22 protein-coding genes and 1 tRNA gene are annotated in these 25314 nt (G+C 63.1%); 9 read left to right on the top strand and 14 right to left on the bottom strand.

The window, feature by feature from the left end; all coding sequences use genetic code 11:
• Positions 1 to 3 precede the first annotated feature (3 nt).
• From ACYQ00_RS01895 to ACYQ00_RS01865, 7 genes are read right to left on the bottom strand one after another with little or no spacing between them, the layout of a single operon-like run.
• On the bottom strand, positions 4 to 360 hold the full coding sequence (locus ACYQ00_RS01895; RefSeq protein WP_460030537.1) for a hypothetical protein: 357 nt from the start codon (positions 358 to 360) through the stop codon (positions 4 to 6).
• The gene (locus ACYQ00_RS01890; RefSeq protein ID WP_460030536.1) at positions 357 to 920 is read right to left on the bottom strand and encodes a hypothetical protein; all 564 of its coding nucleotides are present in this window, start codon (positions 918 to 920) and stop codon (positions 357 to 359) included. Before ACYQ00_RS01890 ends, ACYQ00_RS01895 begins: the two co-directional genes overlap by 4 nt.
• Complete coding sequence (locus tag ACYQ00_RS01885) at positions 920 to 1651, bottom strand: AAA family ATPase (RefSeq protein ID WP_460030535.1); 732 nt, start codon at positions 1649 to 1651, stop codon at positions 920 to 922. The genes ACYQ00_RS01890 and ACYQ00_RS01885 overlap by 1 nt, the downstream gene beginning before the upstream one ends.
• A 1-nt stretch (position 1652) precedes the next feature.
• On the bottom strand, positions 1653 to 1865 hold the full coding sequence (locus ACYQ00_RS01880; protein WP_460030201.1) for a Mu transposase C-terminal domain-containing protein: 213 nt from the start codon (positions 1863 to 1865) through the stop codon (positions 1653 to 1655).
• A 12-nt stretch (positions 1866 to 1877) separates the two neighbouring features.
• The gene (locus tag ACYQ00_RS01875; RefSeq protein WP_460030534.1) at positions 1878 to 3917 is read right to left on the bottom strand and encodes a Mu transposase C-terminal domain-containing protein; all 2040 of its coding nucleotides are present in this window, start codon (positions 3915 to 3917) and stop codon (positions 1878 to 1880) included.
• Positions 3914 to 4195 carry a hypothetical protein gene (locus ACYQ00_RS01870; RefSeq protein WP_460030533.1) on the bottom strand — a complete coding sequence of 94 codons (282 nt, stop codon included), beginning with the start codon at positions 4193 to 4195 and terminating at the stop codon, positions 3914 to 3916. Before ACYQ00_RS01870 ends, ACYQ00_RS01875 begins: the two co-directional genes overlap by 4 nt.
• A gap of 2 nt (positions 4196 to 4197) precedes the next feature.
• Positions 4198 to 4629 (bottom strand): hypothetical protein, encoded by a 432-nt coding sequence (locus ACYQ00_RS01865; protein WP_460030532.1) that lies wholly within the window; start codon positions 4627 to 4629, stop codon positions 4198 to 4200.
• A 200-nt stretch (positions 4630 to 4829) separates the two neighbouring features.
• On the opposite strand from ACYQ00_RS01865, the gene ACYQ00_RS01860 reads away from it, so the two are divergent.
• Complete coding sequence (locus ACYQ00_RS01860; protein ID WP_460030531.1) at positions 4830 to 5507, top strand: S24 family peptidase; 678 nt, start codon at positions 4830 to 4832, stop codon at positions 5505 to 5507.
• Positions 5508 to 6008: 501 nt separating this feature from the next.
• Here ACYQ00_RS01860 and ACYQ00_RS01855 read toward each other — a convergent pair.
• Positions 6009 to 6085, bottom strand: a tRNA-Arg gene (locus tag ACYQ00_RS01855).
• Between the two features lie 265 nt (positions 6086 to 6350).
• On the opposite strand from ACYQ00_RS01855, the gene ACYQ00_RS01850 reads away from it, so the two are divergent.
• Positions 6351 to 8984: a methyl-accepting chemotaxis protein gene (locus ACYQ00_RS01850; protein ID WP_460030530.1), complete on the top strand. Its 2634-nt coding sequence runs from the start codon at positions 6351 to 6353 to the stop codon at positions 8982 to 8984.
• A 41-nt stretch (positions 8985 to 9025) separates the two neighbouring features.
• Positions 9026 to 9400: a response regulator gene (locus ACYQ00_RS01845; protein ID WP_460030529.1), complete on the top strand. Its 375-nt coding sequence runs from the start codon at positions 9026 to 9028 to the stop codon at positions 9398 to 9400.
• 95 nt (positions 9401 to 9495) lie between these two features.
• Here ACYQ00_RS01845 and ACYQ00_RS01840 read toward each other — a convergent pair whose 3' ends face one another.
• The 3 genes from ACYQ00_RS01840 to ACYQ00_RS01830 are packed head-to-tail and all read right to left on the bottom strand — an operon-like array spanning position 9496 to position 15174.
• Positions 9496 to 12306: a PAS domain-containing hybrid sensor histidine kinase/response regulator gene (locus tag ACYQ00_RS01840; RefSeq protein ID WP_460030528.1), complete on the bottom strand. Its 2811-nt coding sequence runs from the start codon at positions 12304 to 12306 to the stop codon at positions 9496 to 9498.
• Entirely contained in the window at positions 12299 to 14002 is a 1704-nt protein-coding gene (locus ACYQ00_RS01835) for a PAS domain-containing sensor histidine kinase (protein WP_460030527.1), read from the bottom strand. Before ACYQ00_RS01835 ends, ACYQ00_RS01840 begins: the two co-directional genes overlap by 8 nt.
• On the bottom strand, positions 13999 to 15174 hold the full coding sequence (locus tag ACYQ00_RS01830; protein WP_460030526.1) for an FIST signal transduction protein: 1176 nt from the start codon (positions 15172 to 15174) through the stop codon (positions 13999 to 14001). Before ACYQ00_RS01830 ends, ACYQ00_RS01835 begins: the two co-directional genes overlap by 4 nt.
• A gap of 157 nt (positions 15175 to 15331) precedes the next feature.
• Here ACYQ00_RS01830 and speD point away from each other — a divergent pair, with 157 nt between their 5' ends.
• From speD to ACYQ00_RS01800, 6 genes are all read left to right on the top strand, one after another.
• Positions 15332 to 15727, top strand: a complete 396-nt coding sequence (gene speD / locus ACYQ00_RS01825) for an adenosylmethionine decarboxylase (RefSeq protein ID WP_460030525.1) — start codon at positions 15332 to 15334, stop codon at positions 15725 to 15727.
• Between the two features lie 66 nt (positions 15728 to 15793).
• Positions 15794 to 16990 carry an acyltransferase family protein gene (locus ACYQ00_RS01820; protein WP_460030524.1) on the top strand — a complete coding sequence of 399 codons (1197 nt, stop codon included), beginning with the start codon at positions 15794 to 15796 and terminating at the stop codon, positions 16988 to 16990.
• 75 nt (positions 16991 to 17065) lie between these two features.
• Positions 17066 to 18913: an extracellular solute-binding protein gene (locus ACYQ00_RS01815; RefSeq protein WP_460030523.1), complete on the top strand. Its 1848-nt coding sequence runs from the start codon at positions 17066 to 17068 to the stop codon at positions 18911 to 18913.
• A gap of 12 nt (positions 18914 to 18925) precedes the next feature.
• On the top strand, positions 18926 to 20032 hold the full coding sequence (locus tag ACYQ00_RS01810; RefSeq protein WP_460030522.1) for a microcin C ABC transporter permease YejB: 1107 nt from the start codon (positions 18926 to 18928) through the stop codon (positions 20030 to 20032).
• A 165-nt stretch (positions 20033 to 20197) separates the two neighbouring features.
• Entirely contained in the window at positions 20198 to 21235 is a 1038-nt protein-coding gene (locus ACYQ00_RS01805) for an ABC transporter permease (RefSeq protein ID WP_460030521.1), read from the top strand.
• The gene (locus ACYQ00_RS01800; RefSeq protein ID WP_460030520.1) at positions 21235 to 22836 is read left to right on the top strand and encodes an ABC transporter ATP-binding protein; all 1602 of its coding nucleotides are present in this window, start codon (positions 21235 to 21237) and stop codon (positions 22834 to 22836) included. The genes ACYQ00_RS01805 and ACYQ00_RS01800 overlap by 1 nt, the downstream gene beginning before the upstream one ends.
• Positions 22837 to 22923: 87 nt before the next feature.
• Here the strand turns inward: ACYQ00_RS01800 and ACYQ00_RS01795 are convergent, their stop codons facing one another.
• The 3 genes from ACYQ00_RS01795 to murJ form a co-directional block, all read right to left on the bottom strand.
• Positions 22924 to 23172 (bottom strand): YMGG-like glycine zipper-containing protein, encoded by a 249-nt coding sequence (locus ACYQ00_RS01795; protein ID WP_460030519.1) that lies wholly within the window; start codon positions 23170 to 23172, stop codon positions 22924 to 22926.
• Positions 23173 to 23179: 7 nt separating this feature from the next.
• On the bottom strand, positions 23180 to 23572 hold the full coding sequence (locus tag ACYQ00_RS01790; RefSeq protein WP_460030518.1) for a hypothetical protein: 393 nt from the start codon (positions 23570 to 23572) through the stop codon (positions 23180 to 23182).
• 108 nt (positions 23573 to 23680) lie between these two features.
• A complete protein-coding gene (murJ, locus tag ACYQ00_RS01785) occupies positions 23681 to 25306 on the bottom strand; it encodes a murein biosynthesis integral membrane protein MurJ (RefSeq protein WP_460030517.1) in 1626 nt (541 codons plus the stop codon).
• Positions 25307 to 25314: the final 8 nt, after the last annotated feature.

The raw sequence follows: 25314 nt of genomic DNA, 5'->3' as shown, positions 1-25314 counted from the left end.
CCTTCAACTGCCGTTCACGATGCGCTGTGGGCAGGCCTGGCAGGCCCGATGCAGCCGCACGCGGAATCCGGATGTCGCGGCCAGAGGCCGCCGTTGATGCTCCAGACACGTGGCCCCTTCGATGTCCCCCAGCACCGGGCAGGTGACCACGTCCCCGCCGAGCACCCGCCAGACCTTCGCTTCCAGCCCGACCAGGTCGCCAGGGTATTTGCTCCGAAGCGCCGTGCTGACCTGGGCCGGGGAGACGCCCAACTGCTTGGCCACTGCCGCCTGGCTCTCCGCGTCGCAGGCCTTGGCCAGGGTCTCCACCCAGGGCGGCAGCGGGCTCCAGTGCTGCCTCGCCACCTGCAGCGCACTCATGGCCGCGCCCCCTTCTGCGCCCCTTGCGGCCAGACCACGGCCTGGAGGTTGGGGTCATAGACCTGCTTCACCTTCTGGATCATCGGCGCCAGCGGCCCGTGCTGGCGCACCAGGCGGTACTGGTCGCCGGCACGGGTCAGGTAGCCGGCGCGGGTCAGATAATTGAGATAGGATTCCACGGCGCCGGCCTTTGCTCCCACCGTGGCCGTCAGGTCCGCCACGGTGCACACCTTGGCCATGCGGATGGCTCGCCACAGGCGCTGCTGGTCCGTCTCCGGCGCTGGCCGGCCATCCTTGGCCAGTTGCGGGGCCTGGGCCGGACGCTGCACCAGGGTGTACCGGGCTGCGGCGAAGTGTCCTGCACCGGCCTGCATCTCGCACACCCCGGCCAGGCACAGCCGGCGCAGGTATTCCCGGATTTCCCCTTTGCCTCGCAAGGTCTTGCGGTGGAGAGCCGTCACGGTGATGTCCCCGCCTGCGTCGGTCAGCTCCAGCATGGCCGTCCAAACCGCGTCATTGCCGGCCAGGGGGTGGCGTTGATCAATAGGCTTCGGAGGCATCACGCAGCCCTCCGCACGGCCGGGGTCTCCCCTTTGAAGAAGTCCCGCTTGCCCCAGGCGGCTTCGTCCGCCTGCTCCCAGCCCTCGGTCCGGGCCGCTTCCCGCACCCGTTCCAGATTGACGCAGATACGCCGCAGCCGCCCGCCGCTGGCCTGGTGCAGCCGGGCCAACAACCCCGGCGCAATGGCCACATCCGGGCAGTAGTGCCGGGCCAGCAGCTCGCAGTCCTGCACCGTAGCCGGCTGGGCCGGCAGCCAGTCCAGCATCCGGTTGTGGACGCGCTCATGCTGGGCCAGCTTGTCCGGCAGTCGCTCCTCGCCAATCAGGATGATGGGCGCGCCGCTGGCGTCGTGCAGCTCCCGCACCAGCTCGATCATGCCACGGGCCGCCAGATGGTCGGCCTCGTCGATGATCAACGGCGCATTGGCCACGGCCAGGGCTTCGACAACCTTTTCCACCATGTCCCCGATGGTCCCACGGGGCGCGAGGCCCAGCTCGGTGGCAATGGCCGTGCACAGCTTTTTCTTGGTCCAGGATGACCCCACCTCCACGTACTTGGCCCGCGCCTTGTTGGCCGCGTGGATGGCGCTCCAGGTCTTGCCGTAGCCGCTGTGCCCGTGGAACGTGGCCATGCCCGGCAGGTGCGCCGGCCGGTTGCAGACCCGCTCCACCAGCTCGGCAAAGAGCCGCACGTTTGTCAGGGGCGCAATGCCCGTGCCTGCTGCCGTCATCTCAGGCTCCTTTCTTGGCAGGGCCAACGGTGGCCTGTTTGGCAACACACAGGGGGCGTGAACATTTGTCATAGACACACACACTGCCTAGATCAGTAGGATCAAAAGCCACCTTCACCTCGCCCCCATGCTGCAGGCACAATGCGGGGTGTTCGTAACTCGTGCCATGGATCACGATGCGACCTCGTTGGGGGACTCGTTGCAACACTCTCATCTGTTCCTCCTGTTATCCCAGGGCCACTTCCCCGAACTCTTCATAGAGCCGGGCCTGGCTGAGGTATTCTGGTGTGGTGACGTAATAATCCAGCCACTTGGCTTCATGCGGCGAGAGGGCCTCGCCTCCCGTGCGCCGGGCCTCCAGGGCCTGCGCTTTGAGGAAGCGCTCACGCTTGGGGTTCCCCGCCGGGGCGGGGGCAATGGAGGCAGCCTCCAGGGGGGATAATCCCCCCTGCCCCCCCTGATCGAGTGGAATGGAGGGGGTTCGGGGGAACTCAGTTCCCCCGAGCACATATCCCTGCATCTCCACCACCTTGGCCTGCGCCCGCTTCAGCTGCGCCTTGCGGCGGCCTTCGCGGGCCTGTTCAATGGTCGATTGCGGGAAGTACGCCGCGGCGTGGCCGTCCTGCTTGGCGATGGCCAGCAGCTGGCCGTCCAGGTTGCGGACCCAGACCTTGGAGAAGTCGTGCAAATCGTAGGCAACCTGCACTTCCTGCCCGTGCATGGCCTCCAATTCCGGCGCGTAGTACTCCCGGTTGAACAGCGTCACGAGGCAGCGCCGGCAGGTGCGGATCAGATGCGGCCGGAAGAGTTCGGCGGCCTCTTCGGGCGTCGGGTGGAACAGCTCGCACAGGGGATCGCGGGCCAGCTCGGCCCAGCGTTCGTCCGGGGTCTGGTGACGGAGCTGGCCCGTCTTCGGATCTTGAATCCTGGGCAAGCCACGATGCGGCCGGGCGTTGTAGGCCCGCATCTGCTCGTCCATCCAGGCCAGATACTGATCCCAGGTCGGATACAGGGGAGAGGATCCGCGCTCCTTGATCTGCACCAGCGCCAGCTTGTGGATCTTCTTCTCAGCCTCATCATCCATGTCCCAGCCGCAGTAGCCGGGCAGCATGCGCGCACTTCGAATCCAGTTCTTCTGAAAACCCTCGATGACCCCGCGTGCCTGAGAGTTGTAGGGGATGCTGTGCTCAATGCGCACGCCCAGGCGCAGCAACAATCCGTCGCTCTCCCGTCCCAACATCTCATTCTTGAAGCCGCAGCCATTGTCCGCATAGAACAGGGCCGGAATGCCCGCCGTTTCCACGCTGTGCCGAAGGGCATCCGCCACCAGCCCGGCGGATTCATGCTCCCAGCTGCTCCAGCCCACGCACCGGCGCGAGGCAAGATCCAATACCGCCACCACCTCGGGCCGGAATGGCTGGCCATGATCCGGGTGCAGCACTTTCATGTCCTGCCGGTGGCCGTCGGACGTGTACACATCGCCGGGCAACAGTTCCTTGAACGTCCGTTTGACGTAGGCTTGCAGATTCCGCAGCGCCCGCGGCCCCATGCGGCCCTTGTTGGCCTGCACCGCACCCAGCCGCTTGATGGTCCGCTCCACGGCGCTGATGGAAGGCAGCGTCAACCCCTGGGTAACGGCCACTTCATAGCACATGGCCATGGTCGGCTTGCCGGGCCGGCGGTACAGCTTGAGGAACGGTCCCAGCCACGCCGGGGGCGCGTTGTCTGGCAATTTGGTGGGCTTTGGGGCCAGAGCATCCGGCCCCTGCCGGTCCAGCGTGGTGCGCCAGAGCCGCAGCGTCACGGCGCTCAAGGCCCGCTGTTCGCCCTTGCGGGCATTGGCCACCGCGGCCAACTCCGCCAGCCGGGGCGCCAGCGTCCCCGCCGCGACCATCTCCGCAAAGGCAGCCTCCGCTTTGAGGATGCCCACCTGCATGGATTCGGCTATCCGCCGCACGGCCTCCAGCACCCCCAGCCGCGCATCCCGTACCTCCGCCTGCCAGTCCCGTAAGGGCGCAGCCAAACAAGCCGGCACTTGTGCGGCAGGAGCCGGCCCTGACTGTGAAGCAACCAGCGGCGCGGCCTGATCCAGCACATGCGCCAAGGCCCGCTCCCGTACCGCCGCCGGCAACCCCTCCAGCAGGTACAGCCGTGCGCCGCGCGTGCCGGTGACGTAGGGCCAATCTTCGGCCTGGGCGCGCTTCCAGACGCCTTGCCTGGAGATGCCCAACGCAGCGGCCAGTACGGCTGGGGGGATCGCCTTCATGCCGCCTGCTCCGAGTGCATATCCTCAGGGAGGGCCAGATAGTCCACAGGGCAACCGAGGTCTCTCAAGACAGCCAAGACCTTACGATTGTTCTTGTTGCCGTGAATGGTCCGGGACACCATTTCAGGGGACACGTCAGCGCTTTTTGCAACTACATTAAAGCGAATTGCGTTTTTCAACGCCCATTCCTTGATTTGGAAGGGTTTCCGGCGCAGGCCGGCCCCCTGTCTGGGCATTTCCAGCCGCCGCGCCATGGCCATGGGTTGCTTGCCCGTCATCCCTAGTCCTCCAACACAGCCCGCAGGCGGGCCTTTTTCTTCTTCAGTTGCCGCTCGGTCTCTTCCAGCTCCGCAAGCTGGAGCAAGGCGACCTGTTTGCGATCGATCACCCGCGCCTCCAGGGGAGCCACCAGAGCCTGTAATGGTTCCAGCGTGTGTAAGGCCCGGCAAAATGCCACCAGTCCCCGCGCCGGCACCGGCCGGTCTGTTTCCGTTGGGTTCAGCCACTTGGCCAAAGTCTCGACGGACAACCGCCCGCCGCGCCCGGCCGAGAGCGTAATCCCGTGCTCCCCGGCCGCCTCATTCATCCAGTCAACCACCTGTTCCATACTCAGCCCCGAGGATTCATAAGCCCGCCGCATGGCTGCCTTGATGGACGGATCAACGTCCAACGAGGGAGCGAATAAAGACAGGGGCCGATTCCGATGGGGCATTGTCTGTCCAATATCCGGGTTTTTCCGGGCGTTGTTTCCTGCGACGGCAGGTGGTATTGATCACTGGGGAAACAATTACCCCACAAATGCAAGGTAAAGCTTTTTGATTTACCAGTCAACGCAAAAGGTAGAATTTAAGATTTTTTTGACGAAAGAATCTTTTTTGTAGCGCGATATCCCATAAAATACAGGGTTTGGCTTTGGAAAAACTGCAAGAAAATCAGAATGATTCGAGGTCGTTTGCTTCTCGCTTTGGCCGCCTGCTAGCAGCGACGGGAGCGAACTCCGACTCTGAGTTTGCACGCCTGTTGGGCCTAACTCAGGGCGGGATAAGCTCAGCCAAAAAAAGAGGGCAAATCCCTGCTGCTTGGATCGAACAAGTGTCTGAAAAATATAATGTTTCTGCAGATTGGCTTTTTTTTGGTGATAGAGGTTTGGTTTCAACCCAACCAGCCTCACAACCTGAGCTTGTAATGGTCAAAAAGGTAGTCGCTCGCCTTTGCGCAGGTAACGGCAGCCTGGAAACCTCGGATGACGTTGAGGGGCACCATGCTTTCCGAGCCGATTGGATTTTACGGAAAGGAAACCCTTCGCAAATGGTGTTAATGGATGTTACTGGCGATAGCATGTCACCAGTGATTGAAGATGGTGACACCGTATTAATAGACGAGAGCAAAACCGACGTATTTGCAGGCAGGATTTACGCTGTTGCAATAGATGATGAGATTCTTGTAAAATACATAGACAAAATTCCTGGGAAATATCTCCTCCGGAGCAAGAACAGTGAATATGCTCCAATAGAAATTGATTTAAAAAAAGAGGACCTGCACTTCAGGATTATCGGAAAGGTGCTGTGGTGGTGCAGAGAGGCAAGATAAGTATGCTAATCGTGTTACGAGTCCAGGCTGAACATGATTAAACTTGCCGGATTTCGGTTTACAGTTGGAGCGTAAACCAGATTGTTGAGTCTTAGTGTATCTATTTAATACTAAAGGATAAAATTCACGCGGGCCTTTTGTGCGCCAAGTTGACGATCCGCTAATCAACCGCGCAACGTGTGCGATGACGAAATCAAACCAAGTCAGTTGGTTGCGCTGGTGACGGTGATAAAAGCAATCGCGGCAAGACTTGGCCAGCAGCCCTCAAACCCCAAAAACTGATAAAAGCGCCCCTGCGGCCTTCAGACCCGCCTGGACGCTTCTAACAGCGCGGTTTCCTTCCCACTATATCCCCTCAAATCCCACCATGTCCCGCCTCACTGCCTGATAAAAGCAGCCGCTGCCCTGCAGGGATGCCCGGATTCCGGGACTATTCCGGGACCAGCCGGTCCCGGCAAAGGAAAAGGGACCTATGGTTAGACCATAAGTCCCTGAAATCCCTGGTGCGCCCGAGAGGATTCGAACCTCTGACCTACGGATTCGTAGTCCGGCGCTCTATCCGGCTGAGCTACGGGCGCGTCGAAGAAGACTGTGTCTACATGTTCACCCTCGACCCGTCAACAAAAAAAGTGCAAGGGGTGCATTTTTTTTCAGGAGCCCGCTGTGGGGCAAAAATGAAAGAAGGGTTGGCAAGTTTCTCCGGAGTCGGTACATTGTGGCGCAATACGCAGAAATGCCGGGGAGGGCGAGGGCTTGGCGGCGGTGCGCCGGGCCTGAGGAAGGCGAAGACCCTGCGGGCCGGCTGTATTGGTCTGACCCGGACTCCATCAACGAGGGGCTGGCATGAAAAAGCTGGGAGATTTGTCCATCAGTATCAAGATTGCGCTGGTGGTGATTGCGGTAATCGTCGTGTTGAGCGCAGGCATCATGGTGTTTTTCATCATGGAACTGAACAAGTATGCTGCGCAGCGCGAGCAGGCCACCGCAACCTCGCTTCTGGATACCGTCAAGGAGCAGCAGCAGAATTATGTTTCGCAAGCCTTGAGTATTATAGATTATTATCACGGAATTGCCACGGATCGGAAGGCCCTGCAGGAACGCACCCGCGGGGAGCTCAAGCGGGTGGTGGATTTGGTGGTGGAACAGGCCAAAGCCTTTCACGCTGCCCACAAAGCCGATATGACTGAGGAACAGATCCGCAAGGACATCATGGAGATGGTCCGTGCTTCCCGGTTTGATGGCGGCAATTACATCTGGATCAACGACCTGACGCCGGTCATGATCATGCATCCCACCACCCCGGCCCTGGAAGGCAAGAACATCGCCGACCTCAAAGATCCCAACGGGGTGGCCCTCTTTGCCGAAATGCTCAAGGTTTGCAAGGCGCATGGCGAGGGCATGGTGGGGTACATGTGGGACAAGCCCGACCAGCCTGGCAGGCCGCTGCCCAAAATCTCCTATGTGAGGCTGGAGCCTGAGCTGGGCTGGATTTTCGGCGCCGGCGCCTGGGTGGAGGACATTACCGCCGCCATGCAGGCCGAGGCCAAGGCCCAGGTGGGCAAGCTGCGCCTGAAGGATGGGAACTATTTCTTCATTCTCGACACGGCCACGCCGTTTCCGAACATGGTCATGCATCCCATCCGGCCGGACTTCAATGGTAAACGGATGGACGATCCGGCATACAACCACGCCTCAGCCATGGAATATGCCGGCGGGGAGAAGACTTTTCCCAATGCGGACAAAAACCTCATGCAGGCCCTCTCCGAAGTGGCCCGCGAGCATGATGCGGGCTATGTGCGCTACAGCTGGACCAAACCGGCTGCCGGCGGCGGGGAGACGAAGGAGCGTTTTCCCAAGATTTCGTATGTCTCCCTGTTCAAGCCCTGGGGCTGGGCCATCGGGCTGGGCGACTATATTGATGAGATCGATGCCGAAGTGGCCCGGCAGACGGCGGAGCTGGATGCCGCCCTGCAAGGCATTATCCTCAAGCTGGTGATCACCGCCATCGCCTTCCTGGTGGCCATGGCGGCCCTGAGCTTGCTGCTGGTGCGCAACATGCTGAACAAGCCCATCAATTCCATAGTGCAGTATGCGGATGCCGTGGCCAAGGGGGATCTGGATGTCACCATCTCCGGCACCTACCATGCGGAAATGGGCTCCCTGAAGACGTCCATTGAACTCATGGTCCACCACTTGAAGATGGAACTCGCGTTTGCCAAGGGCATCCTCAATTCTGTCACCCTCCCTTGCGTGGTGGCGGATACCGAGGGCCGCATCTCCCTCATCAACCGCTGGATGGCTCATTTTATTGGCGAAAAAAAGGAATCCGAACAGTACCTGGGCCGGGGGCTCCGGGAGACCTTTGCCGGGCACGGCATTGTGCATCAGACCATGGAACGCGCCATGCGCCAGCGCGAGATCATTACCAATGTGGAATATGACGGCCACTACAGCTGGGGCGAGCGATTCTTCGTCAAGCTGGATGCCGCCCCCATCTATGATGATGCCGGGGAGCAGCTCGGCGTGTTCTGTATGCTGGCCACACTCACCAAGGTGAAGCGGCAGCAGGAAAAGCTTGAGGAACAAAACCGCCTCATCGCCAGCGCCGCCTCCTCGGCGGAAGGTGTGGCCCGGGTGGTGTCCGAGGATGCCAAGGCCCTGGCCGAGCGCATCTCCCAGACCAACGAAGGGGTGGTTCGCCAGCAGGGTCGCTCCCAGGAAACAGCCACCGCCATGGAGGAGATGAACGCCACCGTGCTGGAGGTGGCGCAGAACGCCGGCGCGGCGGCCAATCTGGCCGAGTCTTCCAAGGACAAGGCCCGCGAGGGCGGTTCGGTGGTGCAGGAGGTGCAGGCCGCCGTGAACGAGGTCCGCGCCGTGGCCACGGTGCTGCAGCAGAACATGAGCCATCTGGTGCAGCAGGCGGAAGATACCGGCCGCGTGCTGACTGTGATTTCCGATATTGCCGACCAGACCAACCTCCTGGCGCTCAATGCGGCCATTGAGGCGGCCCGGGCCGGGGATGCCGGCCGCGGCTTTGCCGTGGTTGCCGATGAGGTCCGCAAGCTGGCCGAAAAAACCATGGTCGCCACCCGGGAAGTGGCAGACGCCATCGGGGCCATCCAGGGCGGCGCGCGCAGCAGCAATGCAGAGGTTGCCAAGGCCGCGGATGCCGTGGGCCGCAGTGCGGAAAAGGCCGCCAATGCCGAACAGCGGCTGCTTGAAATTGTGCAGATGGCGGAAGCCACGGCGGATCAGGTCCGGGCCATTGCCACGGCCTCGGAAGAGCAGTCCGCCGCAGCCCAGGAGATCAGCGACGCCACGGAAGAAGTCAGCACCGTCGCATCTGGCATCCGGGACGATATGGACATGGCCATCCAGGTGGTAGACCGTCTCCACGGCCAGGCGGCCAGGCTCATGGAAATCATCAACCAGATGCAGGCCGCGGGCCGGCAGGATGCCGAGGACGACGTCTGAGACGCAGCCTCCACCCCTGAAACAGCATCCAAGGAACTCTCATGGCGACCATATTGGTGATTGACGATTCGGATATCATCCGCATCATGCTCAAGGACTTTCTGTCCGGCGAGGGGCACCAGGTTCTGGAGGCCGCCGACGGCGTTCAGGGCCTGGAGCAGGCCAAGGCGCAGCACGTTGATCTGGCTATTGTGGACATCTTCATGCCAGGCAAGGAAGGGCTCTCCACCATCAAGGAACTCAAGTCCCTGCAGCCGAATCTGGCCGTGGTGGCCATCAGCGCCGGCAGTACCTTTACGGATACGGAAACCCTGGACTGGGCCCGCGACTATGGCGCGCAAAAGACCATGATCAAGCCCTTGGACAAGGAGGCTGTCCTGGCCACGGTGCGGGAACTGCTGGGCGGGCGCCGCTAGCCCAGCCGAATTGGCGCAAAAGGGCGCAGCCGCCAGATCAACTACATCAACTACAGGCGATGAAGAGGCCGCGGGCATCATGCCGGCGGCCTTTTTTATGATGTGGCGTTCCCGGCAGCACAGGCAGCCAGGGCCGCTTCCAGTTGTTCGAGCAGTGGGAGGAGTGGCTGGCGGTCTTCCTGGCCGGAAGCAGCCTGCCTTGCCGCAGCCTCCAGCGCCGCGGCAGCGTGGGCCATAGGTTGGGCGCCAATGGCCGAGGCATTGCCCTTGAGGGCGTGGGCGTGTTCGGCCAGGGTGGCCAGGTCGCCGGCTTCCCAGGCTTGCCGGGCCATCTGGGCGGTGGCCGGGCTTTGCTGCAGGAACACATCGGTCAGGCGTTGCAGCAGGGGTTCGCTGCCCCCCAGCCGGGCCAGTGCCGCCTCGCGTTCCGGCTGCCATGGAGTGATGCCTGCCTGCGAGGCCGCCCCCTCGGCCACAGCGGGCAGGGCGGGGCGCGGTGCTGCGACGGCGCCTTGCTGCACCTCGGCGATGGTCCGCAACAGCACGCGCACATCCACAGGTTTGGCCACGTGCCGGGTGGCTCCGGCCTGCATGATGGCCCGGACCTCCTGCTCCATGGAATGCGCCGTCAGGGCGATGACGGGGATCTCCCGCGGCAAGGCAGGGTCCAGGCCGCTGCGGAGCTGCCGGGTGGCGCTCATGCCGTCCAGCACAGGCATCTGCACATCCATGAGCACCAGATCGAATGCCGGCACGCCGTGGGCTGCCGGGTTGCGCAGGGCGTCCAGCGCCAGCTGCCCATTGGCCACGTGCACAAGATGGTGCCCGTATGGTGCGAGCAGAGCCTGCAACATTTCGGCGTTCTGCGGGGAGTCTTCGGCCAGCAGTATGGTCAGCGGCACCACGGCGGGCTGACCATGCTGGCGCAGCAACTGCTCCTCGCTCAGGATGCAGGCATCCAGCGCCTCCAGTCGGGCGGAAAAATAGAACCGGCTGCCCTGGCCTTCCACACTGCGCACCCAGACATCGCCCCACATGAGCCGGGCCAGGCGGCGGGAGATGGTCAGCCCCAGGCCCGTGCCGCCGTATCGTCTGGAAATGGAATCGTCCACTTGCTGAAATCGTTTGAAAATATGTTGGATCTTATCTGCCGGGATGCCGGGACCGGTATCCTGCACGCAGCAGAGCAGGTGGAGGGGGTTGCGCCCGGAGGGGAGGGGGGCATTGCCTTTGGTGTCGGGGCGGGGCTTTCGGGAACGACGCACGGCAAGGCGCACAAAGCCCGCGGTGGTGAACTTGAGGGCATTGGAGAGCAGGTTGTTCAGCACCTGGGCAATGCGGGCCGGATCCCCGGCCACGGTGTCCGGCACATCAGGCTGGATATCCAAACGGAGGTCCAGTCCGCGCTCTGCCGCCGTGGGGGCAAAACTCTCCACAATGCCGCGCAGCAGGGCGGAAAGGGAGAAGGGAATTGTTTCCAGGGAAAGCCGGTGCGCCTCGATCTTGGAGAAATCCAGGAGGTCGTTGATGACCGCCAGCAGCTGCGAGCCGGATTCGCGGATCATCTCCAGGGGGCGGCGCGAGGAATCCGCCGGATTGTCGCGCAGGGCCACCTGGGTCATGCCCAGGATGACGTTCAGGGGCGTGCGGATCTCATGCCCCATGTTGGCCAGAAACAGGGATTTGGCCCGGGCGGCGTCCACGGCCTTGCGGTTGGCCACCTCCAGGCGGCGGGAGATGCGGCGCTGTTCCTCCATGCTCTGGCGCAGGGACTTGTTGGCCTGCACCAGACTGGCTGTTTTCTCAAAGATGATGCGGTCCTGTTCCTGGAGCAGATCATGAAGCATCTGCTCCATGCTTTTGCGTTCCGTGATGTCCGTGAGCATGGCCAGGACGGCCTGCCGGCCCTCCCATTCCAGCAAGGCGGCAGCCACCTGGACCCATCGGACGCCACTGGCGGCATGCAGCAGGCGGCAGTCGTAACTGAAAGGCACTTCCCGGCCCGCCAGACGATGCGCATGGATTTCCAGCACACGGGCGCGGTCGTCCGGATGGATGAGGGGGCGGAAGGGCTGACCGATGAGCATTTCCGGGGGCTGGCCCAGCAAGGACACCATGAAAGGGTTGGCAAAGACGACTTTGCCTTCGCACAGCACCACAATCCCTTCCTGGGCGTACGTGACGATGGCGAGCATCTGCCGCTGGTTGCGGGCCAGATTCAGTTCCGCCTGGGTGCGGCGGGTGATGTCCACCCCGTGAATGATGCTCACGGTGTCGCCATCCGCATCGGTCATGGGGGCGCTGGACATGAGGAAATACCGGTCCTGATGCCGCCATTCCCAGGAAGCCGGGCGCGTGATGTTCAGGCGCAAGGGCAGCAGTTCCTCGGCTGGTTGCAAACAGTCCAGCCCGGCGCAGTAAGTCCCCACGATGTTGCCCAGGAGCTTGCGGCAGGCGCGGTTGCAATACCGCACCAGCAGATCCTGCCCCACCACGATCACCGGCCCGTCCAGTGATTCCAGCAGATACTGGAAACGCTGGCGCTCCTGGCGCACTGCTTCCATGGCGCTGCGCAGGGCAGAGAGATCCCGGGCGCGCACCAGCACCAGCGGCTGGGGCCTGTCCTGAATGCGCGTGACGGTGTATTCCACGGCGCTGTGGGCGGAGATATCTTCGAAGACCTGGCGCTCGCCGGTGCGCAGGGCCATCTCCAGCGCAGCCTGAGCCGAACCCGAGGCCAGGGCCGGAGCCTGTCCAGCCTGCCCAGCCCCGTCTGTGGCCGCAGCGTTGGCTGCCAGAACCTGACCCTGGGGGCCGAGAATCCACACAGGCTCAACGGTGGCATCCAGCAGCGCGCGGAGCAGGGGGGTGTGCAGTTCGGGGCCGTTCCCCTGCACCTCAGCCACGGCAGGCCTCCGGGGCTCGGGGGAGCATGGTCAGGACGTGTTCCGGGGGGGAGAGCGGCACCGTGAAGCTGAAGATGCTGCCGCCGCCGGGCGCATCTTCCACCCACAACCTGCCTCCGTGCCATTCCACGATTTCCTTGCAGATAGGCAGGCCCAGGCCGCTGCCGCGGGGTTTGTTGGTCAGGGTGTCTCCGAGTTGCTTGAACTTGTCGAAGATGAGGGCCTTGTCCGCATCGGGGATGCCGATGCCCGTGTCGGCCACGGCCACGCATAGCGAGGCCCCCTCCTGGCGGATGGAACAGGAAACCGTGCCTGTAACCGTGAACTTCACGGCATTGGAAAACAGATTGATGAGCACCTGCAGCAGCCGGTTGTAGTCCCCGGTGCAGGGGGGAAGATCATCGGGAACATCGGCGGCAAACTGCAGCCCTTTTTCCAAAAACAGCACCGTGGTGCCACGCCGGGCCTGATCCAGCAGGCGGTGCATGTCGAAGGTGCAGACTTCCCAGATGAATTGGCCGGACTCCAGGCGGGCGAGGTCCAGGGTGTTGTTGATGAGTTCGGAGAGCCGCCGGCTTTCCGACGCAATAATGTCCAGATTGCCCAGCACGTCATGCAGGGCCTGCTGGGCCGGTGTGTTCCCAGGCTGTGGCAGTGCCGGGAGGACTTTTTGCTCGATCCGCTTTTTGATGAGCGCGGAAAAGCCCAGGATGGAGGTCATGGGCGTGCGCAGCTCGTGGGAAACGAGGGTCAGGAAGTTCGACTTCATCTGGCTCAGGCGTTCGGCCTCGTCCCTGGCGGCTTCCAGAGCCTGCAGGGTGGCCATGCGCTGGGTGGCATCCTCGCAGATGCCTTCCAGGCGCATGGGGCGGCCGGTTTCGTCGCGAATAAGGCGGCCGGACAGGGCAATCCAGACGCCGCTCCCATCGCGCCGGCGAAACTGGACCTCAAAGGAGGTCACCCGGTCGTGCCGCATGAAGGCGGCCAGCAGCCGGCGCCGATCCAGGGGGTCGATGTAAAGTTCCTCTTCCAGGCGGATCACTTCGCGCAGCATCTGGGCCGGGGAGCCATATCCCAGCATGCGGGCCATGGCCGGGTTGACCTCCAGCAGGCGCCCTTCAGGCGTGCTCTGGAAGATGCCCTCCACGGCATTTTCAAAGATACTCCGATACTTGGCTTCGGTCTGAGCCCGGTTGAGCATTTCCTGCCGCAAGCGGGAGTTGGCCTGGCGGGCTTCCTCGCTGCGCATGCAGGAGAGGCAGGCCCGGGCGAGTTTGCGATGCAGGGGTTCCAGGGAGGCCAGGAGGGGCGGGCTGAGGGGTTCGCCGTTGCGCAATACCAGCAACAAGCCAAATCCCTGCAGTTCAAAGAGATAATGATGGACGTCACCATGTTGGGACTGGTGGGGCAACTCACCGAGAAATCCGTTCACCTGGGCGGCATGGATGCTGGCCGGCACCATGGAGGCAGCCTGTTCCACCACACCGCCGGGCAGGGGGCGCCGGGGTAGACGAAAAATGCTGCGGAACTGTGCGCCGCCTTCGCGCGGCCGGGCGGCAAAGACCTCCGCCGCCATGCAGGCCAGACGCGAGAGGTAGGTGGAAAGGGCCTCCTGCAACATGGTCTCCATGACCAGACTGTTGCCTGTGGCCATGGCGATTTCATGAATGGTCTGCTCCAGCACCCGCAGGTTCATGGCTGCTCCAGATATCCCAATACGCAGGTGTTGCTGTGCAAGTTCAGATGCCGCATGCCGCTGTTGGCAATTTCGCCGATGGTGCATGCGCCGACCAACGGGATTCCAGGCGACTGCAACACCTCCAGCTCCTGCCAGTAGCCGTCCCCAAGGTACAGCCGCCGGGAGACGCAGGTCATCACCAGGCACAGCTCAGGGGGAGGGGCGTCCTCTCTTTGGCGGAGGGCCTGCGCCTGGGCTTCCGCGGCAGCGGCAATGAGGCTGGTTGCGTCTCCGTGCAGCACTTCCAGAAAGGCGCCTTCGGGGATTTCGCCAACACATACCAGCCGGGTGTCTTGGGCGATCATGGTCGGCGCACGGACCACAAATTCACCGCCAAGCCTGGCAATGCCCAAGGGGTACGATCTGGCCACATCAAGAAAGGTATCGGGTGACGGATTCTGGCCGCAGTGGCTGCGCACAATGCTGGCATACACCTCCAGGGCGGGCCGCCAATCCAGGCTGATAAGGGTGTTCTGGCTGGCTTCTGTGGCCCGGAACGGCATGGAGCACGGGCCAAGGCAGACTTTTTGGGTGCAAAACGCGCGTTCCGGGTCGCGCAAGGGCTGCCAGCCCTGGCCCACCGCCACGCTGCTGGGCGTGTCCAGGGAGACGATCACCCCTGCGTCCGCCACCAGTCCGGCGTTGGTGATGATGCAGGGTTGCTGTTGCAAGTCCAGACTCCCGGCTCCGCCGCCCAGGTAGTTTACTTCCAGGCCATAGAGACTGAACAGGGCGTCGATAAAGGAGGCCAGCCGGGTGGAAAGACCATCCACCAGCACCAGCACGGTGTTTCCCGTCGGGAAGGTGTCCAGGGAGCGTTCCAGCCGGGTCAGAAAATCTGCGGTGGGATCAGAAAGCCCGTGGATCACGTGAGGGATGGCATCGTGTGAGAGTCCCAGGACCAGATTGCCGCGGTCCAGCACCTCCTGCTCGTGCAACACGGCAGGAAACATGCCGCCAAACACGGGAATGGTCATACTGCGCAGGAGGGCATCCAGCGCCGGGGCAGGGGCGGGGTTTGCGGTGCAGGCCAATACCAGCAGTGAACGCACCCCGGGCGCAGCCATTGCTGCACGCAGGGCGCTCTCCAGGGATTCGACGGTACCGTCACGGTCAACTTCGATGTGCATGCCGCACCCCCCTGCCATGGCTGGATGGGGAACACAAGGCAATTCTTTGCAAGCCTACCATTCCCCCGGTCTGCTGGCAAGGCAAGCGGGCGCTTGCGCGAAACGGCAGGCGCGCGATTGATTGACATGCGCTGCGGTTTGATGTCTGCTACCGGCCATGCACAACATGCGCAATATGGGGTGTCATTGTTTGTTGGAGTGCTATGGATGTCCTGGCGGGTTGCTGAACGACGCGGCGCGGCTTGAGTGTCTGGCCCGGGATGCCGCCGTCGCTGCCGGGGCCACGGTGCTGCAGGTGGTGCGCAACAGCTTTTCCCCCACCGGGGTGACAGTCCTGGCGCTCTTGGCCGAGTCGCACCTGTCCATCCACACCTGGCCGGAGCAGGGCTACGCGGCGGTGGACTGCTTTACCTGCGGCGCACACTGCAGGCCGGAGCAGGCCTGCCAGTTGCTGGCGGAGCAACTGGGCGCCACGCGGCACACGCTGCACTCGGTGCCCCGCGGCGCAGGGGCAACTCCAGATGCAGCTTCAGGCGCAACGCCCGGCGCGTGAGCGCGTCCCGTCTCTTTCCGAAACCATTTTGCCGAGCCGCCGTGGTGGCGGCCTGCAGCGGAACTCATGATTTCATCAGCCCAGGCTGCCCCGGCAGCCTTGCCACAGCGGTCACCTGTCGTGCAGCGTGTTGTTTTTCTGGACTATCTCCGCATTTTTGCCTTTGTAAGCGTCCTGGTCGGGCACAAGTTTTACGCCCAGTTGGACGCCCTGGCCGCAGATACCGGCCTGCCTGTTGTGGTGCGCGGCGCGATTGAGGCTTTCCTGCCGTTGTGCCGGGGGGGCGCCACCGGGGTGATCGTCTTCTTTCTCGTCTCCGGGTACATCATTACCCAGGTGCTGCAGAAAGAAACCGTGCCGGCTTTCGCCATCAAGCGCATTTTCCGGATTTACCCGCTGTATGTGTGCGCGGTGTTGCTGGAGACCTGGGCGAGCTGGGAATTCTTTGGAACGCCACTGCCACCGTGGCAGACCATGCTGCCGAGGCTGCTGCTGCTCGGGGATTTTTTCGACACGCCCTATGCCCTGGCCGGGGTGGAATGGACCCTGCGGGTGGAGATTCTGTTTTACGCGTTCATGGCCCTGCTCAAAGCGGTGCACGTGTTGCAGCGCCCCGGGCTGCTCCCCGTGGTGTTTGTGGGCAGCGCGCTGGCCCTGCATGCGCTGCCGCCATTTCCCCAGGTGGCCCAATGGACGTATGGGTACCTGACCCTGTATGCCCCGTTCCTGTTCATCGGTGCGCTGGTGTATCTGCTGGAGCACAGATTGGCGTCCCGGCTGGCCTGCCTGGCCGCCATGGGCTTCCTGTTCGTACAGTTTCTGCTGCGGCTGCCCCAGCTGCAGCCGGGCTGGGCAGGTTCGCATCATGGAATGTATGCCATGGCCTTGTTCGGCTGCGCCTGGGGGCTGCGGGGGCGGCTGGGCGGGAATGTTGCGGTGCAGCTGCTTTCAAATCTCACCTATTCGGTCTACCTGTTTCACAACTGGAGCTGGGACTACCTGCTCTATTCCGTGCTGCGCCTGTCCACGCTCGGATACTCCTGGCCGGGCATAGCGCCAACGCTGCAGGTGCTGTTCGCCTTGTTTGCTGGGTGTTATGTGAGCTACATGCTGATTGAGCAGCCCGGCATCCGGACTGGCCGGGCGCTGCTGCGCGCCGGCAGCCGTTTTCGAGCCGCCTCTCCCGGAACATCGGAAGGGGGGCATGCGCCTGCGCCACTGGCTTGCACAGATGCCGCCCCTTCGGCTACCATCACCCCCTGAGGTGTTTCCGAGAGGGTTTTTGTTGCGAGCGCCCCGAATCCATCGGCCGTATTGTCCTTCATCCCAAGGCAGATCATGAAGCGACTTCTTTTTCTCCTGAGTGTCCTGATCCTGAGCTCCCTGACTGTATTGCCACCGCCCGGCACCGCGCATGCCGAACCCCGCGTGCATGCCATTGCCCTGGGAGATACGCCCAAGTATCCGAAGGACTTCACACATTTTGATTATGTCAACCCCGACGCGCCCTCCGGGGGGTCCCTGCGGCTTTCGGCCATCGGCACCTTCGACACCTTCAATGCCTTTGTGCCCAAGGGGGTTTCCGCCGCCGGTTCGGGTCTGCTGTATGATTCCCTGACTGCAAAATCACTGGATGAGCCGTTCACCGAATACGGTGTGGTGGCCGAATCCATGGAACTGGCTGCAGACAATACCTGGATCATCTTTTATCTGCGCCCGGAAGCCCGTTTTCACGACGGCACGCCCCTCACCGCCAAGGATGTGCAGTTCACCTACGAAACCCTCCTGGCCAAGGGCTCGCCGGTGTACAAGCAGTATTACAGCGATGTGGAAGCCTGCGAGGTCCTGGATGAGCACACGGTCAGGTTCTCCTTCAAAACCGGGGAGAACCGCGAACTGCCGTTGATTCTGGGGCAGTTGCCCGTTTTGCCCAGCCATTACTGGGCCACGCGGGATTTTTCCAAGGCCGACCTGGAAGTGCCTCTGGGGAGCGGTCCGTACAAGGTGGAGAAATTTGACGCCGGTCGCAGCGTCTCGTATGTGCTGGACCCCAATTACTGGGGCAAGAACCTTCCCGTGCATCGTGGCGGCCTGACCTATGCCCGCATTGCCTATGAATACTATCGCGATTCCCTGGTGGCCATGGAGGCCTTCAAGGCCGGCGAGTATGATTACCGCGAGGAGAACGTCGCCCGCCAGTGGGCCACCAGCTACACCGGGCCGGCCTTTGAGCAGAAGCTGATCGTCAAAAAGGAAATTCCGGACCATACCACCTACGGCCTGCAGGGGTTTGTCTACAACACCCGCCGTACGGTCTTTCAGGATCCCCGGGTGCGGCAGGCCCTGGCCTATGCCTTTGATTTTGAATGGTCCAACGAGAACCTTTTCCACGGCCAGTATGTGCGCAGCGCCAGCTATTTTTCCGGGGGCGAGCTGGCCTCCTCCGGGTTGCCCACGCCGGAGGAGCTGGCTCTGCTGGAACCCTGGCGCGGCAAGATTCCCGAGCAGGTCTTCACCACGACCTATCAGCCCCCCAGCACCGCGGCACCCAACTCCCTGCGCGGCAATCTCAAAAAAGCCCTGGACATGCTCCAGGCCGCCGGCTGGAAGCTCGAAGGCGGCGTGCTCAAAAAGGACGGCCAGGCCCTGGCTTTCGAATACCTGGAGCGCGACCCGGCCCTGGAACGGGTGGTGCTGCCCTTTGCCCAGAACCTGGAGCGCATCGGCGTCAAACTGACCATGCGCATGGTGGATACCACCCAGTGGCTGAACCGGCTGCGCAGCTTTGACTTTGATATGACCGCCGTACCCATGGCCCAGTCCGACTCGCCGGGCAACGAGCAACGCTACTATTTTCATTCCCAGTCCGCGGACATGCAGGACTCCATGAACCTCATGGGCATCAAGGATCCGGCTGTGGACGCACTGGTGGACGCCGTGATTTCCGCCAAGGACCGCAAGGCCCTCCTCACGGCCTGCCACGCCCTGGACCGCGTGCTGCTCTGGGGGCACTATGTGATCCCCTGCTGGCACTCGGATCTCTGGCGCGTGGCCTACTGGGACAAGCTGGCCCAGCCCGCCGTGCAGCCGACCTATGCCGTGGGACAGATGAACTGGTGGGTGGATCAGGCCAGGCGCGCCGCCATCCTCAAGGTCCGGCCGGATCTGGCCAACAAAGGCTTCTAGGGCAGGCGCGGTATGCTGGCGTACATTCTGCGACGGCTCCTGCTCATCGTGCCCACGCTCTTCGGCATCGTCACCCTGAACTTTTTCATCATCCAGGTGGCGCCCGGCGGGCCTGTGGAACAGTTCATCGCCACCATGCGCGGTGCGGGCTCCATGGCCATGGAGCGCGTGGCCGGCCAGCAAGGCGGGGAGCTGCAGGGCAAGCGCAGCGCCTCGGCCCTTGCAAGCGGGGGCGACGTCAAATACCGTGGCGCCCAGGGACTTGATCCGGCCGTCATCAGGGAGATCGAAAAGCTCTACGGCTTCGACAAACCCTTGCACGAGCGTTATCTCAAGCTCCTGGGGGATTTTTTGCGCTTCGACCTTGGCCGCAGCTTTTTTCGCGACCGCAGCGTGGTGGATCTGATCCTGGAGAAAATGCCCGTTTCCATCTCCCTGGGCCTGTGGGCCACGCTGATCATGTATCTGGTCTCCATCCCCCTGGGCGTGGCCAAGGCCGTGCGCCATGGCAGCCGGTTCGACATCTGGACCAGCGCCGCCGTTATTCTGGGCAATGCCATTCCGGCCTTTCTGTTTGCCATCCTGCTGGTGGTCCTTTTTGCCGGGGGCAGCTATTTCAAGTGGTTCCCCTTGCGCGGGCTGACCTCGCCCAACTTTGACGAACTTTCTCTGGGCGGCAGGATTCTTGACTATTTCTGGCATCTCGTCCTGCCTGTCTCCAGTCTGGTCATCGGCAGCTTTGCCGCCCTGACACTGCTGACCAAGAATTCCTTTCTGGAAGAAATCAACAAGCAGTACGTGGTCACCGCCCGGGCCAAGGGGCTGACCGAGCGTCGCGTGCTGTACGGGCACGTCTTCCGCAACGCCATGCTCATCGTCGTGGCCGGCTTTCCCGCGGCCTTTATCGGCATGTTCTTCACCGGCTCCCTGCTCATCGAGGTCATCTTCTCCCTCAACGGCCTGGGGCTGATGGGCTACGAGGCCCTGCTCCAGCGGGACTACCCGGTCATCTTCGGCACCCTGTACATCTTTACCCTGCTGGGCATGCTGACCAAACTGCTGACCGACCTGACCTACACCCTCGTGGACCCGCGCATCGATTTCGAGGGCCGGGGGTAGGGCCACCATGCGCGGGGCGGGCAGGAGCATGCACTGCACCAGGGAGCGATGGCTGACAAACGGCAAAGGTCCGCCAAGGATGAAGTCGATTAGTTTCCTTAAATACTTGTAAAAGTCTTTGGGGAGGGTTCCCCGCGATTCCTCTTCTCCGAACAAGGCGACCGCATGAAATTCCGATTTCTTCGTCTCTCACCACTGGCCCGGCGGCGCTGGGCAGCGTTTCGGGCCAACCGGCGGGGCTGGGTGTCCCTGTGGTTGTTCGTGGGGCTGTTCGTGCTCAGCCTGGGCGCGGAGTTTCTGGCCAATGACCGGCCCATCTTTGTCTGGTTTGAGGACAAGGCCTACTGGCCGGTCTTTGTGGATTACCCGGAAACCGAGTTTGGCGGCTTTTTCCCCACCACGGCGGTGTATACGGACCCTGAAGTCCAGGCAATGATTGAGGAGAAGGGCTGGATGCTCTGGCCTCCGGTCCGGTATCGCTTTGATACGCTGAACACCAGGCTCCCCACGCCACCGCCCACGCCGCCGAGCCGGGAGAATCTCCTGGGCACCGATGACCATGGCCGCGACATCCTGGCCCGTTGCATCTATGGATTCAGGATTTCTGTACTTTTCGGGCTGACGCTGACGGTGGTTTCGTCTGTCATCGGCGTGGTGGCCGGGGCGGTGCAGGGCTATTACGGCGGCCTGCTGGATCTGGCCTTCCAACGCTTCCTGGAAATCTGGTCCGGGCTGCCGGTGTTGTTCCTGCTGATCATCCTGGCCAACGTGGTCTCGCCCAATTTCTGGTGGCTCCTGGGGATCATGCTGCTCTTCAGCTGGATGAGCCTGGTGGATCTGGTGCGGGCGGAGTTCCTGCGCGGCCGGAATCTGGAATATGTCCGCGCGGCCAAGGCCCTGGGGCGGACGGACGCGGCCATCATGCGCATTCACATCCTGCCCAACGCCATGGTTTCCACCATCACCTATTTGCCTTTCATCCTGGTGGGAGGAATCACCACCTTGACCTCACTGGATTTTCTCGGCTTCGGCCTGCCGCCGGGCTCGCCCTCCCTGGGGGAGCTGCTGGCCCAGGGCAAGAACAATCCCAATGCGCCATGGATCGGCCTGGCCGGCTTCTTCGTGCTCGGCGGGGCCCTGGCGCTGCTGGTGTTCATGGGCGAGGCCGCCCGCGACGCCTTTGACCCCAGGCGGCAGCACTGATGGCCGGACATCTGCTGGAAATCCAGGACCTGCGGGTCAGGTTTCTCTCCGGAGACTCGGAAAACGAGGCGGTCCGGGGCGTTTCCCTCCATGTGGACGCCGGGGAGACCCTGGCCCTGGTGGGCGAATCCGGCTCGGGCAAGAGTGTCACGGCCCTTTCCATCCTCAAACTGCTGCCCCCGCGGGAAACGGTCTATCCCGCCGGACGGATCCTGCTGGACGGAAAAGACGTGCTTACGGCCTCGCCGCGGACCCTCCGCCAGCTGCGCGGCGGCACGGCCGGGGTGATCTTCCAGGAGCCCATGACCGCCCTCAATCCGCTGCACACCGTGGAGCGGCAGATTGGTGAGGTGCTGGCCCTGCACAAGGGCCTGACCAACGCCGCGGCCCGGCGTCGGACATTGGAGCTGCTGGAGCTGGTGGGCATCGACCAGCCGCAGACACGGCTGAAGGCGTACCCGCACCAGCTTTCCGGTGGTCAGCGACAGCGGGTGATGATTGCCATGGCCCTGGCCGGCGAGCCCAGGCTGCTCATCGCCGACGAGCCCACCACCGCGCTGGACGTGACCATTCAGGCCCAGATTCTGGAGCTGATTGCCGACCTGCAGCGTCGCCTGGGCATGGCCGTGCTGCTCATCACCCATGATCTGGGGGTGGTCCGCAGCGTGGCCCATCGCACGGCGGTGATGCACCTGGGCGAGCTCAAGGAAGTGCAATCCACTGCCGGGCTCTTCGCCAGTCCGCAACATCCGTACACCAGAATGCTCCTGGCCGCGGAGCCGGCCGGCGAGCCCGTGCCCGTGCGGCCCGAGGCGGAAACCCTGCTGGAAACGCAGGATCTGCGGGTCTGGTTCCCCATCAAACGCGGGCTGTTCCGCCGCACCGTGGGGCATGTGAAAGCCGTGGATGGCGTGAGTGTGCGCATTCGGGAGGGTGAGAGCCTGGGCATTGTGGGCGAGTCCGGCTCGGGCAAGACCACCTTTGGCCTGGCCGCGCTGCTTCTGGAGCGCAGCGAAGGGGGCATCGCCTTTGCCGGGCAGGATCTGCGCCACCTGCAAACCCGCGATGCCGCAGCCATGCGCGGGCTGCGGCGCTCCATGCAGATCGTCTTTCAGGATCCTTTTGGCAGCCTCTCACCCCGCATGACCATCCAGCAGATTGTGGAGGAAGGCCTGGTGGTCCAGCGGGTGACGGCCAAGGCCGAGCGTGAGACCCGCGTGGCCGAGGCCCTGGGCGCCGTGGGGCTGGACCCGGGCATCCGGCATCGCTACCCGCACGAGTTTTCCGGCGGCCAGCGCCAGCGCATTGCCATCGCGAGGGCCCTGGTGCTGCGGCCGAAGCTGGTGGTCCTGGACGAGCCGACCTCCTCCCTGGATCGTTCCGTGCAAGCCCAGGTGGTGGAACTCCTGCGCGACCTGCAAACCCGCTACGGTCTGGCCTATTGCTGCATCAGCCACGATCTGAAAATCGTCCGGGCCCTGTGCCACCGCATCCTCGTGCTGCGCCACGGCGTGGTGGTGGAGGAGGGGGATCGGGAATCGCTCTTCAGCAATCCCCGGCATCCGTACACCCAGGCCCTGCTGGCTGCCGCCCTGCGCTGAGGCCGGAGCGGGCTACGCATCGACCATAAAAAAAGGGAATCGACGCGTCTTGTGCGTCGATTCCCCTTGCGGGCGTGGCCGGCCCGGCTATTTCTTTTTCTGCTGCTGTTCCTGCTGGTTGCCATAGAGCGCGCCGCCGACCACACCCAGCGCGCCGCCCAGGGCCGCGCCCACGCCGGCGTTGCCGCCGGAAATGGCCGTAATGCCCGCGCCCAGCCCCGCGCCAACCACGCCGCCGGAAAGCGCGCCCTGCTGGGTGGGCGTCATGTTCGTGCAGGCTGCGCCCAGCAACAGCAACCCGGCCATGGCCAAGGGGAGGATGAGTTGTTTCATCATGGTGCCCTCACTTGGCGCTGAGTTTCGGAGATACGTAGAGATCCCACAACACCTTGACCACGGGTTCGGACTTCTTGTCCGGATGTTTCTCGAACCACTGGTCCAGCTTGTTGCGCATTTCCGCAATGCGGACATCGCCAATGCCCTTGACCCAGGACTGGATCAGGGTTTTGCAGGTGTCAGGCGTTTCGCCCTGCACTTCCTGTTCAAGCTCAATGATGGTGGCCATGCCGGCAAGGAAGGCAACCTTCTCCTGCGCCGTGGCGTTGGACCAGTGTTCACCTGTGATCACGGGCATGTCGCAGGCCTTTTCCTGCGCCGCCATGGCCGCGCCCAGGCCGGCGCAGACGACAAACGCCATCGCCGACAGGATGCAAACCAGTTTTTTCGGCAGTCTCATGCGGTATCCTCCTTATTTCGAATGCAAGAGCATCGGCAGGAAAAACTGAGAGATACCGGACGATACATGCAATACGCAGGCGTGTCCATCCCGTTTTGCTTTTTCTTCTCAAGAAGGAGGCCGTCGCCCGCCGGGCAGTTTGTTGCGGACCTTGCCCAGCAGCGCCAGCATGGGTGCGGCGGTGTCTGGCTGGAGCCGCGCGCCGGCAATCAGGTACGCGGCGAAAAAGAGCCCTCCGGAGCAGCACAGGGCCACAAAGGCCTGCAAGGGGGCGGATGCCGCCTGCAGCTGTGACGCAATCCAGACCGGTACGACCGCCGGCAAGGCTGCCAGCAGCGATAGCCCCAGCGCCCCGCGGAAGCTGTCCCCCAGCCCGGCAAAGGCCGCTCCGCCACGCCGTCTGCGCCACCACAGGGCCAGCAGCAGGGTGTACAGGGCTACGGAGCCGGCGCTGGCCGCCGCCAGTCCCGTGGCGCCAAAGCGTCCGCCCAAGAGCCAGTAGGCCGGCACGGCCGCGACCGTGGCCAAGCTGCCGAGAATCGCCGGGCTCATTGTATCCTGCATGGCATAGCAGGCCCGGCCCACCAGTTGCTGAATCCCCCAGCAGAAGACCCCGGCCAGCAGCACCTGCAGGCACAGGGTTGTGGCGGCAGCGTCCGCGGCATCGAACCGGCCTTGTTCGAAGATGAGGGTGATGGTCGGCCCGGCGACCACGATCATCCAGATGGAAAGCGGCACGAGCACGGCCACGGTGGTGCGCAGGGCCGTGTTCAGCGTCTGGGTGAAGCCTTCCGCATCCCCCTTGGCCGCCAGCGAAGCCAGGAACGGGTAGCTGGCCACCCCGGCTGCCTGGGCCACCACGCCCACGGGCACAAGCATGATCCGCCGCGCATAGGTCAGCCAGCTGACGGCTCCTTCCTGGGCCAGACTGCCAAAGATGCGCACCAGCTGCTCGTCCAGCACCACCACGGATTGTCCCAGCATCAAGGGCAGGGCCAGAAGCAGGAACCGCCCCAGATCCGGATGCCGCCAGCGCGGGGAAAGCCGCAGCCCTCGTCCGCCCCCGGCACTGGCGGTGCGCGCCGCGGCCAGCATGGGCAACAGGAAGTTGCCCAGAAAGGATCCGGCCAGCACCCCCCAGCAAAAACCTTCCATCCCCTGCATGCCCACACGCGGCGCAAGCAGGCCAAAGAGGATGATGCAGCCGTTGTAGATGAGTGGGGAAAGCGCCGGGGCGTAGAAATGCTTGCGCAGGTACAGGATGCCCGTGGCACAGCTGCCGGCCATGAAAAACACCTGGGCTGGCAGGATGATACGCAGGAAGATCGCCAGCCGGGCCTGGGCCGTGGCGTCAAAACCCGGGGCAGCCCAGTGGGCCAGTTGCGGGGCGAAGCACATGGCCGCAGCGGTCAGCAGCGCCGCCGAGGCAGTGAGCCAGGTGAAGACCGTGGAAAAGAATTGCCAGCCGTCCGTTTCGCCTTGCGGGGTCCCGGCGCCGAATTTTTCCGCCAGCAGGGGGATGAGGGTGATGGAAAAATACCCTCCGGCCAGCAGATAGTTCAGGAAATCCGGGATGACGAAGGCGGTGAAATAGATGTCCGTATCCAGGGTGGCGCCGTGGACGTAGGAGATGGCCTTGTCCCGGGCCAGACCCATGAACCGGGAGAGCAGCACACTGCCGCCCATGATCAGGGCGGCCAGACCGATGGTACGGGAAGAAGAGGAGTGGGACATGCCGGGGG

The organism is Megalodesulfovibrio paquesii (assembly GCF_054653055.1).
Note: the sequence above shows the minus strand (reverse complement) of the source record. Positions and strands in the feature narration are given on the sequence as shown.